Below are 13,224 nucleotides of genomic sequence, written 5' to 3' on the forward strand. Positions count from 1 at the left end.
TGTGGGTAACCCGGCAGGGTGATCGCATCGGCACTCATCGTCAGCACCTCAGTAGGCGAAGGCGAGCGTGTCCTCGCCCGGTTTGTCGGAATCCTTCGGTTCCGGGGGCATCACGGCCTCGACGCCGCCCCGGATGTACTTGCGCATCAGGAACAGCTCCACCACGCCCAGGGCCGCGTACACCGTGGTCAGGGCGATCAACGACGTCCAGACTTCGCCCGTCGTCAGGCGTGAGACCGCCTGGGCGGTGAACATCCACACCCCGTCGACGCCCGTCGGGTTCGGGGCCACCACGAACGGCTGACGCCCCATCTCCGTGAAGATCCAGCCCGCGCTGTTGCCCAGGAACGGGGTCGCGATGCCGGCCAGGACCAGCAGGGGGAACCAGCGGCCGGTGGGGATGCGATCGCGCCGCGTCAGCCACAGCGCCAGCAGCCCGACGCCCGCCGAGATCGCGCCGAAGCCGATCATCATGCGGAAGCCCCAGTACGTCACCGGCAGGTTCGGCACGTAGTCGATCGGCTTGCCGGCCAGCGAGCCCAGCTCCGGGTCGTCCGGGTAGTTCGTCCCGTACTTCGCCTGGTACTCCGAGACCAGGTTCTCGACGCCCTTGACCTCGGTCGAGAAGTCGTTGTGGGCCAGGAAGGACAGGAGCGCGGGCACGTTGAACGTCTTGACGTCCTCGCAGTTCGACCCCGAGACGTCGCCGATCGCGATGATCGAGAAGCTCGCCGGCTTTTCCGTGTGGCACAGCGCTTCCGCCGACGCCATCTTCATCGGCTGCTGCTCGAACATCAGCTTGCCCTGGGTGTCGCCGGTGATGGCGAGCACCGCGAACGCCGCGATGCCGACCCAGGCGCCGAGGCGCAGCGACGAGCGCCAGACGTCCTGGTTCGAGCGGCGCCGCCAGAGGTGCCAGCCCGCGACGCCCACCAGGAACGCCGCCGCCACCGAGAACGCGCCGGCCAGGGTGTGCGGGATCGCGGCCAGCGCCGTGTTGTTCGTCAGCACCGCCCAGATCGAGTTCATGGTCGGCTTGCCGTTCTCGAACGTCACGCCCACCGGGTGCTGCATCCACGAGTTCGCGGCCAGGATGAAGTACGCCGAGGCCATCGTGGCCAGGGAAAACGCCCACGCGCAGGCCAGGTGGACCTTCTTCGGCAGCCGGTCCCAGCCGAAGATCCACAGGCCGAGGAACGTCGACTCGACGAAGAACGCGACGAGCCCTTCCATGGCGAGCGGCGCGCCGAAGACGTCGCCGACGAAGCGCGAGTAGGCGCTCCAGTTCATCCCGAACTGGAACTCCTGCACGATGCCGGTCACGACGCCCATCGCGAAGTTGACCAGCAGCAGCTTGCCCCAGAACTTGGTCATCTTCAGGTGCCGCGGATCGCCGGTGCGGACCCAGCGGGTCTGCATCGCCGCGACCAGGATCGACAGCCCGATGGTCAGCGGGACCATCAGGAAGTGGTAGACGGTGGTGATGCCGAACTGCCACCGCGCTAGCTCAAGGACCTCCACGTGGTCCAGCGTGCTCCGGCGCCGCCGGAGCGACTAGATCAATCGGTCCCTTCCCTCCTGGGACCAAGGTCCTGCACCTGTTCGAGTGCCTTTCGCGCCTCTTCGGCCACAGCGCGTCGCGGACCGGCGTCACCCAGTCCGGCGACGTGCCGCAGCGCCAGCTCGTACGCCGTGTCGAACGCCTTGTCCGCCGCCACCGGGAAGTCCGGCCGGACGCCCGTGCCCTCCCAGTTCTCCCCCGTGTCCGGGTGGAACGAGCGCGCGATCGACACCGTCACGTCCAGGTAGGTGTCCACCTTGTACTGCTCACGCGGGTGCGCGCCGCCGCGCGTGGCCTCCCCCACCGTCTTCGCGCGGCCTTGCTGCTGGAGGGAGAACGCCAGGTCCTCGCCGCCGGAGAACGTCTGCGGGCCGGTGAGCACCCAGACCGGCTTGGTCCCGCCGAACCGCGGGCCCGGCACGTACGGCAGCGTCCACATCTGCGTCGTCCGGTGGCCCTCGCGCTCGTAGATGTCGAGGTAGTGGGTCCGCTCGTCGAAGAGGTAGCTCTGCAGGAACGCGCTGGTGTCCGGGGTGCCGCCGCGGTTGCGCCGCACGTCGAGCAGCACCGCGTCGGTGGGGGCGACCAGCGTCATCGCCGCCGCGATCGACGGCGCCGCGAGGTCGAGCGGGTAGAGCAGGGTCGTGTCGACGTAGCCGACGTTGCCCGCGAGCCGCCGCGCCGACGCGATGCCGAAGCCCTCGAGTTCGGCCTCGAGCCGGTACCCGTCGGAGCTCACGGCCGCGTCGCCGTCCTCGGCCACCGGGTCCACGTGGTGCCGCAGGCGCAGGTGCTTGTCCCCGTTCACCGACTGCAGGTCCGCTGTGACGAGCGTCGCGAACCCGGCGTCGTCCACTTCCGCATACGCACCTTCGCCGAGACGGCGGCGAAGCACTTCGGCCAGTTTCTCCGCGACGTCCGGGAACACGTAGTGGGCTTCCAACCGGCGGATGACCTCGTCGACCTGCGCAGCACGCGCCATTGACCCCATGGTTGTCAACCTACCGCAGGCCACAAATGACTTTTCGGCATGCCGAAAACAAATGTACGACGCGACTGGATGACAAATTCATGACCACCGACGGCGCAATTTCGAGCAAGCCATCAGCTTGCGGTCTTCTGAATCACCCCTTTATCGTTGCAGTGAAAGGGGCGCGAAAATACTCATGACTTCCGCGATGGTGGCGTTGATCAGCGCGTTCGGCCTGGTCCTCGCCGTGGAGCTGCCGGACAAGACGCTCGTGGCGACCCTGGTGCTGACCACCCGTTTCCGCGGTGGACCGGTATTCGCCGGGGTGTGCGCCGCGTTCGCCGTGCAATGCGTCATCGCGGTCGCCTTCGGCAGCGTGCTGACGCTGCTGCCGGACCTGGTGCTTTCACTGGTCGTCGCCGGCATGTTCGCGCTCGGCGCTTTCATGCTCCTTCGCGAGGGATTCAGCGAAGCGGACGAAGCAGGTGAAGACGCTTCGCGGGTCGGGCCGGCTCCGCTGTCCTTCCTGCGCTCCGCGATGACGTCGTTCGGCGTGCTCTTCGCCGCCGAGTGGGGCGACGCCTCCCAGCTCGCGACGGCGAGCCTCGCCGCCCGGATCGGCAACCCCGTCGCCGTCGGCGTCGGCGCGTTCGCCGCGCTCGTGATCGTCGCCGGGCTCGCCGTGTTCATCGGCGCGAAGATCCGCAGCCGGATCAAGCCGAAGCTGATCCAGCGCTGCGCCGGGTTCGTCTTCGCCGGCTTCTCGGCCTTCGCGCTGATCCAGCTGGCCTTCTGAGCCGACAGCTCTTTCACAGGGTCACCGGGTAACCTTTCGGAAACGAAAGGGTGGAAGCCAGGTGAACAAGCCCCTGTCCGCGGTCTCGCCCGTGCACGGCCGGATCGCGCTCGGCGGGATCGGCCTCGCGGTGGTCATCTCGATCGACCTGCACCTGCGCCTCTCCGGGCAGGTCAGCCCGGTCTGGCAGACGCTCTCGGAGTACGTCTACGGCCGGCTCGGGCACGGCTCGGCCGCGCCGCTGTTCAGCGTGATGTGCCTGGCCCTGTCGTTCGGCTCGGTGGCGCTGCTCGCGGGGATCGCGAAGGCGCACCGGCCCGGCACCACCGCCGTCTGCGTGCTGCTCGGCGTGTGGTCGGCCGGGCTGCTCGTGTGCGGGCTCGTGCCCGTGGACCCCGACGGCCAGGCGCGCACCCTGTCCGGCCAGATCCACAACGCCGCCGCGCTCACGGCGTTCGTCGCGCTGCCCGCGGCCGCGTTCGTGCTGACGAAGAAGGGCCGCGAGCGGTGCCCGTGGGAGCCGCGCCGGACGACGATCCGGCGCCTGGCCGCCGCGAGCTTCGCCAGCGTCGGCGTGGTGCTCGGCGGGTTCGTCCTGACGCTCGTCCTCGGCCCGGCGAACCAGGAAGTCACGCTCGGCCTGTTCGAGCGGCTGCTGTTCACCATCGACGTCACGCTGCTGCTGACGATGGTCCGCCCGCTGCGTTAGGCCTTCAGGATCTCGGCCAGCCGCCCGGCGGCCGCGACGACCTGCGGGCCCACCTCGGCGGCCTTCAACGGCTCCATCGAGACCACACCGACGCTCGCCTTGAGCCCCGGCACGCCGCGGACGGGTGCCGCGACACCGGACGCGCCCGCCTCCAGCTCGCCCGTCGACGTCACCCAGCCGTCGCCGCCCGGGCGCAGGGACATCGCCTTGCCCGCCGCGCCCGCGGTCAGCGAGTGCCGGCTGCCGACGCGGTAGGCGACGTGAAAACTCGTCCACGACGGCTCGACGACGGCCACCGCAAGCGCTTGCGGCCCCTGCGCGACCGACAGGTGCGCGGTCGCCCCGACCTTCTCGGCCAGCTCGCGCAACACCGGCCCCGCGGCGTCCCGCAGCTGGGGCAGCACCTGCCCGGCCAGCCGGAGCAGGCCGACGCCGAGGCGGACCTTGGTGCCGTCCCGCCAGACCAGCCCGCGTTCCGACAGCGGCACGAGGAGCCGGTAGACGGCCGCGCGGCTGGCCCCGATGGCCACCGCCAGCTCGGAGATGGTCGCCGCGTCGCCCCCGGCATCGGCGACCGCCTGCAGCAGCGCCAAACCCCGGTCGAGCGTCAGCGACCCCTCCCGGCTGGTCACAGCAAGCCGAGTTCGCCCATGTCGGCGACCGGCTCGTCGAACGACGCGGCCGCGTACGACGCGAAGAGCGCCCGGACGGCCTTCGCGGCCTGCTCGGACAACGCGCGGGCCTCGTCGGCCAGCGCTTCGGCGTCCGTCGACTCCAGCGCGCCCCGGACGTCGCCGCCCGAAAGGCTGCGCGCGGAGGCCACGAGCAGGTTGAGGAAGCCGTGGTGCACGAAGCCGGTGTCGGGGTCGGCGTGCCGGACCGCGCGGTGCAGGCTGTTCGTCGCCTTGAACGACGCCCCGGTGGCCCCGCTGACGACGGCGAGGAAGTCCGCCACCTCGTCGACGCTGGGGAAGTTCTCGCCGGCCTGGCCGCCGCAGCGGATCTTCGGCCAGCTGCCGTGCTCGATCACCTTCCGCACGCCGTCCAGCCAGCCGACGCCGCGCCGCGGCTCGACCACGCGGATGACGTCCTCCGGGACGAACTCCGAGACGCGTTCCAGCCAGACCTCGTCGACGTCCGACGGCGCCGGCATCTCGACCATCCGGAGGGCGAGCAGCTCGCTGCGCGACTCGACGATGGAGATCGCCTTCGGCACGCCGCCCAGACCGGTGTCGATGATCAGCGAAAGCGGCAGGGGCTGCTTCGGCTTGATCTTGATCAGCTCGGTGATCAGCTCCGGCAGCCGGGACGCCTGGCAGAGGAAAACCCCCAGCACACCGGCGTGTTCGGACTCCCGGCTGGCGAAGTGCGCACGCAGCGCTTCGGGCATCGCGGAATCACCGGGCGGGAACAGCGCCGAGTCGTCGACGAGCCTCGCGAACAGGGGAGGGATTCCACGGGGGCCGGGGGGCGTGAGTTCCACAGCGCTTGACACGACTGACACGCTAGTAGCGTACGACATGAGGACAAAATCGTTCGCACAACGGACACATTTCGGAGGGGTGCCGATGCCTTACTACCGGCAAGTAGGCGAGATCCCGCACAAGCGGCACACCGCGTTCCGCAAGCCGGACGGCGGCCTCTACGCCGAGGAGCTGATGGGCGTCGAAGGCTTCTCCGCCGACTCGGCGCTGCTGTACCACCGCGGCCTGCCGACGGCGATCGTCGACGCCGTCGCGGTCGAGGAGGACCGCGGCCCGCTCACCCCGAACCTCCCCCTCAAGCCTCGCGCCTACCAGACGCGGGACCTCAAGTTCGGCGGCGACACCGACGCCGTGACCGACCGGCGCCGGCTGTTCGGCAACAACGACGTCACCATCGGGTTCGTCACCGCGACCGCGCCCAGCCCGCTCTACCGCAACGCGGCCGGCGACGAGCTCTTCTACGTCCAGGGCGGCTCCGCGACCGTCGAGACGATCTACGGCAGCCTCGAGGTCGGCGACGGCGACTACCTCGTGATCCCGACGTCGTGCACTTACCGCGTCGTCCCCCACGGCGAAGTCGGGCTCTTCGTCCTGGAGGCACGCGGGCACATCGGTCCGCCGAAGCGCTACCTCTCGGCGAAGGGCCAGTTCCTGGAGCACTCGCCGTACTGCGAGCGGGACATCCGGGGTCCGTCGCAGCCGCTGCTGGCCGACGGCGAAGACGTGGACGTCCTCGTCCGCCACCGCGCCGGGCTGACGCGCTACACGTACGCGACGCACCCCTTCGACGTCGTCGGCTGGGACGGCTGCCTCTACCCGTGGGCGTTCAACATCGACGACTTCGAGCCGATCACCGGCCGCGTGCACCAGCCGCCGCCGGTGCACCAGACGTTCGAGGGCCCGAACTTCGTCGTCTGCTCCTTCTGCCCGCGGAAGGTCGACTACCACGAGGACTCGATCCCGGTGCCGTACAACCACGCGAACGTCGACTCCGACGAGCTGATGTTCTACGTCCGCGGCAACTACGAGGCCCGGAAGGGGTCGGGGATCGGCATCGGCTCCCTTTCGCTGCACCCGTCCGGCTTCACGCACGGCCCGCAGCCGGGCGCGGCGGAGGCGTCGATCGGCGCGGAGTTCTTCGACGAGACCGCGGTCATGGTCGACACGTTCGCGCCGCTGGAGCTCGGCGAAGCCGCCGACGCGTCCGAAGACCCCGGCTACGCGTGGACGTGGTCGCGCCGCGGGCCCAAGGGATAGTCAAAATACCGTCCCCTCCCCGTTCCGTTGCCGGATAATGGAATTCCGCGGCATAACGGGGAGGATTCGATGATCAATTCCCAACCAGCACGGCGAAAGAGAAAGATCCTCCCGTTCGTGGCCGCGATCGTGGTCGCCGCCGGGCTGATCATCGGGATCCGGTACTGGACCAGTGGTCCGGACGGCAGCGCGGACGCCCCGAAGTGCACGGGCTCGGACGCGATCGCGCTCAACGTCGCGTCGTCCCCGGAAAAGGTCGGAATAGTCCAAGAAGCCGCGAAGGCCTACTCCGGACGGACCGTCGCCGGGCACTGCGTCGACGTGGTCGTGCGGTCGAAGTCGTCCGGCGTCGCCATGCAGGCGCTGGCGAACGGCTGGAACGAAGCCACCGACGGGCCGCGCCCGGACGTCTGGACGCCGGCCGCGAGCGGCTGGGTCAACCTGCTGCGCGTCAACGCGAAGGGCGACACGGCGTCGATCGTGCCGGAGGGCGCCCCGCCGTCGATCGCGAACTCGCCGCTGACCATCGCGATGCCGAAGCCGATGGCCGAGGCGCTGGGCTGGCCGGCCAAGCCGATCGGCTGGAAGGACCTGGCCGAGCTGGCCACCGACCCGGCGGGCTGGGCGAAGTACGGCCACCCGGAGTGGGGGAAGTTCCGGCTCGGCAAGACGAACCCGAACATCTCCACGGCGGGCCTGAACGCCACCATCGGCGCGTACTACGCGGCCACGGGCACGTCGTCGGACCTCACCGCGGCCGCGCTCGAGAAGCCCGAGGCCAAGCAGTTCGTCACGAACATCGAACAGGCGATCGTCCACTACGGCGACAACACGCTGACCTTCCTGACGAACCTGCAGAAGGCCGACGACCGCGGCGCGGCGCTGTCCTACATCTCGGCGGTGACCGTCGAGGAGAACTCCCTGATCGGCTACAACCAGGGCAACCCGACGACCGATCCGGCGAAGGCGGGCCAGCACGCACCCCCGAAGGTGCCGCTCGTGGGGATCTACCCGGCTGACGGGACGCTCAACTCCGACCACCCGTTCGTCACGCTGAACTGGGCCGACGCGACGCGCAAGCAGGTCGCCGCCGACTTCCTCGGCTACCTGCGCGGCCCGGAGACGCAGCAGAAGTTCGCCGACCTGGGCTTCCGGTCGTTCGACGGCAAGCCGGGCCCGCAGGCGACCACCGCGAACGGCGTCCAGCCGGACGCGAAGATCAGCTTCCTGCAACCGCCGTCGCCGAGCGTGCTCTCGAAGCTGCTGACCACGTGGACCGAGCTGCGCAAGAAGGCGAACGTGCTGCTGGTCGTGGACGTCTCGGGCTCGATGGGCGACGAGGTGAGCGGCACCGGCAAGAGCAAGATCGACCTGGCCAAGCAGGCCGCGATCGACGCGCTCGGCCAGTTCGTGCCCCGCGACCAGGTCGGGCTCTGGCAGTTCTCGACGCACCTCGACGGCGACAAGGACTACCAGGAGCTGGTGCCGGTCCAGGCGCTCGGCGCGAACGGCAAGGAGACGCTGGCGGCGCGGCTGGGCGGGCTCACGCCGCAGGCGGGCACCGGGCTGTACGACTCGTCGAAGGCCGCCTACGAGTACATGAAGGCGCACGTCGACCCGACGGCGATCAACGCGGTCGTGGTGCTGACCGACGGCCGCAACGAGGACCCCGGCGGCGTCGACCTGGACCACCTGCTCCCCGAGCTGCGGCCGGAAGGCAACGCGGAAACGGTCCGGCTGTTCACGATCGCCTACGGCTCGGACGCCGACCAGGGCGTGCTGAAGCAGATCGCCGAAGCGACCGAGGGATCGGAGTACGATTCGTCCAAACCGGACTCGATCAACCAGGTGTTCACCTCCGTGATCTCCAATTTCTGACATGAAGTTCGCCCGTGAGCTCGCCGAACCGTGGGGGCTGCTGCTGGCCGCCACGGCGGCGGGCGTGGCCTGGGCCGTCCAGCTGCCGGTGCTCGTCGCCGTCTTGATCGGGGTGGCGGTGCTGGCCGCGCGTGCGGGCGTGGCTTCGCTGGGACGCGAGGCTGCGCCGGAACGGCGTGAAGCGCGCGTGCTCGACGTCGCGCCCGGTTCGGCCGAGGCGAACTGGCTGCGGCGGGCCGAGGGCGCGGCCGACGGGTTCGCGTCGCTCAGCTCGTCGCTCGACGCCGGTCCGCTCGCCGACCGCGTCGCGGACATGGAGCCGGTCGTCCAGGAGACGCTGGCGACGCTCGAGCGGCTGGCCGGCCGCGCGTCGGCGACCGGGAAGGCCCTGTCCCGGGTCGACCTCGAGGCCGTCACGCGCGAACGGCGCCGGCTGGAGCAGTCGCTGACGTCGGCGCGCGAGGAGGTCCGCGGCGACCTCGAGCAGGCGCTGACGGCCGTCCAGGCCCAGGCGGACGTGCACGGGCGCCTTTCCGGCGCCCGGGACAAGCTGCTGGCGCAGCTGCAGTCGGGCGCGCTCGGGCTGGACAGCCTGGTGGCGAGGGTCGCGGAGCTGACCGCGGCGACGACGGACGTCGCGGTGGACACCGGCGCGATCCGGGAGCTGAGCGACCAGCTGGAGGGCATCCGGCAGGGCGTCCTGGAGACCGAGCAGGCGACGCGGAAGTCGCTGGGCTGACCGCGTGCTTGACCGGGTCGCCCGGTGGTGTGAACTTTCGTGCCATGAAGGCAGATCCGCGCTCGATCGCGCGCAGTCAGTGGGTCCTGGACGCGAAGGGGGTCGACGACGAGCCCGTGCCGCCGTCGGTGCTCGCCGAATGGCGGCGCTACCAGCGGTCCTCGTGGGCCGCGCGGCGCCGGCACTCCGTCGTCGAGGTCACGAGCCTGCTCGTGACGGCCACGATCCCCGCGCTCGCGGCGTTCGCCCTCGACGCGCGGCTCATCGCCGCGGTCGGGTCGCTCGCGGTGCTGATCAACGGGATCCGCGCGCTGGGCGGGTACAAGGAGAACTGGACCAGCCGGACCCGGGCGCGCTACGCGATCGAGAAGGAGATCGCGCTGTTCGCCGCCAAACACGGCCCGTACGCGACATCGGGCGCGGCGGCCGTCCTGGTGGAGACGGTCGAGGAGATCTGCGCGGGCGAGCGCGACGGCTGGGTCGCCCTGCGGCTGTCGTACGGCACGAACCGCGAGAACGCGACGACGCACTGAGGTCAGCTCGCCCAGCCGGGCTGCCACGCATCGTCCGCGCGCGGTGCTTCACGCAGGTCGTCGCGCAACGCGGCCAGGCCGGGGTGGGAGTTGTCGCGACGCCAGAGCAGCGAGTGCGGGTACACGGGAACCGGCTGCTCGATCGGCACTCGCCGCAGGTCGTGCTCCGCAGGCCACGACAGCCTGACGCCCGCTCCCACCAGGGTCGCGACCTCGGCCGACTCCGCGATCGTGTCCAGCACGACCTCGGTGCCGAAGTTCGGCCCGGCCATGTCGATCGAGAGGCCGAAAGCCGCCGCCAGCTCGGCGTAATACGCCTCCCACTCGGTGCCGGGCACGAGCCCGGGCATCCAGATCCGATGCCCCCGCACCTGCCACGGGGTGACCGCGGACTCGGTCGCCAACGGGTGCGCCGGTCCGCAGAGCAGCTGCAGCGGCTCGTCCAGCACCCGCATCGCCTCGACTTCGCCGGGCAAGGACGCGACCGCCCGGAACGAGGCGTCGATCGACCCCGCCAGCACCGCGGCCATGGCCGAACCGACGTCGAAGAGCGTGACGACCTCCAAGGCGACTTCCGGATGAGCTTCGTGGAACCGGTGCAGGAGCGACGCGGGGCCCAGCCGCCGGCCGATCACGTCGACGCGCAACGCCCTCCGGCCGGACTGCACGGACGCCACGGCCCGCGCTTCCGCCAGCAGGAGTTCGCGGGCGTGGGGCAGGAACACCGCACCGTCGCCGGTGAGCCGGACGCCGCGGGCCGTGCGGGTGAACAGGCGCACGGCCAGGGTCTTCTCCAGCGCGGCGATGCGCTTCGAGACGGCCTGCTGGGTGATCGCGAGATCGGCCGCGGCGTCCTGGAACCGGCCCGCCTCCGCGGCCGCGACGAAGGTGCGCACGGCATCGAGGTCCACGACGACCGACTCTAGGGTCACAACGCCGGGTTGTGACGCGCCGACGCGGCGGTTGTTTGCTCCCCGCGGCCGTTGCCCGCTTTGATCTCCGGGTGATGCGCAGGCGGCTCGGACGGCGGTTCAGGTGGCTGTGGACCGCTTACGCCGTGAGCGCGTTCGGGACCTGGCTCGGCTTCGGGGCCCTCCCGATGCTGGCCATCCTCGTGCTGCACGCCGGGCCCGCGGCCGTCTCCGCGCTCGCCGCCGTCGGACCGGCCGTCGGGGCGCTCGTGGCCGTGCCGCCGGGGCCGTGGGTCGACCGGCGCCCCAAGCGGCCGGTCATGGTGGCGATGGACCTCGTGCGGTTCGCCGCGCTCGTCAGCGTCCCGGCCCTCTACGCGCTCGGGGCCTTGGGTTTCACGCAGCTCCTCGTCGTTTCCGTGGTCGTCGCGGCGGCGGACATCACCTTCACCTCGGCGAGCGGCGCCTTCCTGAAGGGGCTCGTGCGGCCCGAAGACCTGCTCGTCGCGAACGGCCGCTTCGAGTCGACGAACTGGACGGCCACCGCGCTCGGCCCGCCGCTGGGCGGGGCCGCCTTCGCGCTCTTCGGGCCGGTGACGTCGGTGGCCGCCAACGCCGTCAGCTTCCTGCTCTCCGCGCTCGGGATCCGGGCGATCGGCGGGGACGAGCCGCGGCCGAAGCACACCAGCCGCCTGCGCGCGCGGGATCTGGCCGAAGGCTGGCGCACGATCCTGACGCACCCCGGACTCCGGCCGCTGTACTTCAACGTCCTGCTGTTCAACGGCCTGATCATGGCGACCGAGCCGCTGCTCGCCGTGCTGATGCTGAACCAGCTCGGGTTCACGCCGTGGCAGTACGGGCTCGCGTTCGCGGTGCCGTGCCTCGGCGGGCTCGCCGGTTCACGCCTGACACCCCGGCTCGTCGCGCGGTTCGGCAGGCACCCCGTTCTGCTGACGGCCGGTGCGGTCCGGGCGTGCTGGCTGCTCGCGCTGGCTTTCCTGCCGGGCGGCGCCGGCGGGCTCGCCTTCGTGATGCTGGTCGAGCTCGGCTTGATCGTCTCCTGCAGCGTGTTCAACCCCGTGCTCGCCACCTACCGGCTCGAGCAGCTGCCGGCGGACCGCGTCGCGAGCACGCTCTCGGCGTGGTCGGTCAGCACCAAGGCGTCGATCGCCACGCTGACCGCGCTCTGGGGTGTGCTCGCGAACTTCACCGGCCCGCGCGTCGCGATCGGTGCCGCCGGGGTTCTGGTGCTGGTGACGCCGGTGCTGCTGCCGCGCCGGGACCGGACGCCCGCTCAGCCCAGCCAGACCGTGCCGAGCACCGGGTAGCCCGGCACGCCCGTCTTCGCCGCGCCCGGCCTCGGCACGCCCGCGATCCACAGCCGGCCCGTCGCCGCGATGTTCGCGGCCATCGACGGGTCCGCCTTGGGCAGGCGGAAACCGACCACGGTCCCGTCGGCCAGCATCGTCAGGCCGCTCAGCCGCGCGGCGCCGCGGCGGCCCATCCGGACCGGGCCGTCGAGGACCGCCCGCAGCTCCGTCCAGTGGTCCGCCGGAAGCGGGCGGGAGTGGGCCCACGAGCGCGTCGCGGCCACGAGCGCGCTCAGCAGCGCGACGGCCGTGGCGGCCAGGGCAGCCCACTTCACGGCGGGGAAGTCGACCCGCACCCACAGCGCGAACCCGGCCAGGGCCAGCAGGAACGCCGCACCCACGCGCAGCTCGCGGGCGATCCGGCGGCGGTGCGCGGCCAGCACGGGGTCGAGCCGCGGCGACGCCGACCCGGCGAGCGGCGGCACGGCCACGGCACCCGGCGGCGGCGCGTCGAAGATCCGGGCGCGGCGGATCCGCACGAGCCCGGAGAAGCCGACGAACACCTTCGGGCCGCGGCCCAGCAGCCACACCCGCCGGTGCCCGGCCAGCAGCAGCCGGTACGCCTCGTCGAGCCGGACGCGCAGCCAGCGGCCGTCCGGCAGCCGCACCCCGACCACCCGGCCGGCGGCGACCAGGCCGTCGGCGGCGATGTCGACCTGGCGGAACGGCTCCCGCTTCAACCGCGTCTCGGGCACCCAGGCGTACGCGCGGTGGAGCCACCACGCCTCGGACGCCCCGGCCAGCGCGAGCGCGCCCACCGACAGCGCGACCCCAGCGCCGGTGAAGAACTGCGCGGCGGCGAACACCAGGAAGAACCACGACAGCAGCTGCTGGTTGGCGGCGTTCCGGCCGATCCGGTCGAGGTACTCGCCGAAGATCGGCAGGGCGCCCGACGGCATGGCCGGGTCGAGTTCGAACGCGGGCACGCGTTCGGGAACCGGGATGATCTGCACGCTGGCCCCCACCGAGTCGACACTGGTCACCGGCCTTTTCGGAAATTTGCACAGCGGCGTTAC

Annotated in this window: 13 protein-coding genes; 7 read left to right on the plus strand and 6 right to left on the minus strand. The window is 71.2% G+C overall.

Going from position 1 to position 13,224, the window contains the following annotated elements; genetic code table 11:
• Positions 1 to 48: 48 nt before the first annotated feature.
• Together ACYVLJ_RS08775 and ACYVLJ_RS08780 are read right to left on the minus strand one after the other, a co-directional pair.
• Entirely contained in the window at positions 49 to 1,521 is a 1,473-nt protein-coding gene (locus tag ACYVLJ_RS08775) for a cytochrome ubiquinol oxidase subunit I (RefSeq protein ID WP_460438292.1), read from the minus strand.
• Between the two features lie 38 nt (positions 1,522 to 1,559).
• On the minus strand, positions 1,560 to 2,552 hold the full coding sequence (locus ACYVLJ_RS08780) for a S41 family peptidase (protein ID WP_460438293.1): 993 nt from the start codon (positions 2,550 to 2,552) through the stop codon (positions 1,560 to 1,562).
• A 187-nt stretch (positions 2,553 to 2,739) separates the two neighbouring features.
• Between ACYVLJ_RS08780 and ACYVLJ_RS08785 the strand changes: the two genes are divergently transcribed.
• Entirely contained in the window at positions 2,740 to 3,327 is a 588-nt protein-coding gene (locus tag ACYVLJ_RS08785) for a TMEM165/GDT1 family protein (protein WP_451971997.1), read from the plus strand.
• A 61-nt stretch (positions 3,328 to 3,388) separates the two neighbouring features.
• On the plus strand, positions 3,389 to 4,036 hold the full coding sequence (locus ACYVLJ_RS08790) for a DUF998 domain-containing protein (RefSeq protein WP_460438294.1): 648 nt from the start codon (positions 3,389 to 3,391) through the stop codon (positions 4,034 to 4,036).
• Here ACYVLJ_RS08790 and ACYVLJ_RS08795 read toward each other — a convergent pair.
• Entirely contained in the window at positions 4,033 to 4,668 is a 636-nt protein-coding gene (locus ACYVLJ_RS08795; RefSeq protein ID WP_451971225.1) for an IclR family transcriptional regulator, read from the minus strand. The genes ACYVLJ_RS08790 and ACYVLJ_RS08795 overlap by 4 nt on opposite strands.
• On the minus strand, positions 4,665 to 5,519 hold the full coding sequence (locus ACYVLJ_RS08800; RefSeq protein WP_451971994.1) for a hypothetical protein: 855 nt from the start codon (positions 5,517 to 5,519) through the stop codon (positions 4,665 to 4,667). Before ACYVLJ_RS08800 ends, ACYVLJ_RS08795 begins: the two co-directional genes overlap by 4 nt.
• A gap of 85 nt (positions 5,520 to 5,604) precedes the next feature.
• Here ACYVLJ_RS08800 and ACYVLJ_RS08805 point away from each other — a divergent pair, with 85 nt between their 5' ends.
• From ACYVLJ_RS08805 to ACYVLJ_RS08820, 4 genes are all read left to right on the plus strand, one after another.
• A complete protein-coding gene (locus ACYVLJ_RS08805) occupies positions 5,605 to 6,777 on the plus strand; it encodes a homogentisate 1,2-dioxygenase (protein WP_451971222.1) in 1,173 nt (390 codons plus the stop codon).
• A gap of 69 nt (positions 6,778 to 6,846) precedes the next feature.
• Positions 6,847 to 8,655 (plus strand): substrate-binding and VWA domain-containing protein, encoded by a 1,809-nt coding sequence (locus ACYVLJ_RS08810; protein ID WP_451971219.1) that lies wholly within the window; start codon positions 6,847 to 6,849, stop codon positions 8,653 to 8,655.
• 1 nt (position 8,656) lies between these two features.
• A complete protein-coding gene (locus ACYVLJ_RS08815; protein ID WP_451971216.1) occupies positions 8,657 to 9,394 on the plus strand; it encodes a hypothetical protein in 738 nt (245 codons plus the stop codon).
• 44 nt (positions 9,395 to 9,438) lie between these two features.
• Positions 9,439 to 9,927, plus strand: coding sequence for a DUF4231 domain-containing protein (locus ACYVLJ_RS08820; RefSeq protein WP_460438295.1), 489 nt, complete (start codon positions 9,439 to 9,441; stop codon positions 9,925 to 9,927).
• 2 nt (positions 9,928 to 9,929) lie between these two features.
• Here ACYVLJ_RS08820 and ACYVLJ_RS08825 read toward each other — a convergent pair whose 3' ends face one another.
• On the minus strand, positions 9,930 to 10,838 hold the full coding sequence (locus ACYVLJ_RS08825) for a LysR family transcriptional regulator (protein WP_460438296.1): 909 nt from the start codon (positions 10,836 to 10,838) through the stop codon (positions 9,930 to 9,932).
• 95 nt (positions 10,839 to 10,933) lie between these two features.
• Here ACYVLJ_RS08825 and ACYVLJ_RS08830 point away from each other — a divergent pair, with 95 nt between their 5' ends.
• Positions 10,934 to 12,166, plus strand: coding sequence for an MFS transporter (locus tag ACYVLJ_RS08830; protein WP_460438297.1), 1,233 nt, complete (start codon positions 10,934 to 10,936; stop codon positions 12,164 to 12,166).
• Here the strand turns inward: ACYVLJ_RS08830 and ACYVLJ_RS08835 are convergent.
• Positions 12,133 to 13,191, minus strand: a complete 1,059-nt coding sequence (locus tag ACYVLJ_RS08835; RefSeq protein ID WP_451971205.1) for a hypothetical protein — start codon at positions 13,189 to 13,191, stop codon at positions 12,133 to 12,135. The two genes, ACYVLJ_RS08830 and ACYVLJ_RS08835, sit on opposite strands and share 34 nt — an antisense overlap.
• Between the last annotated feature and the right edge of the window lie 33 nt (positions 13,192 to 13,224).

The organism is Amycolatopsis stemonae, from assembly GCF_054781455.1.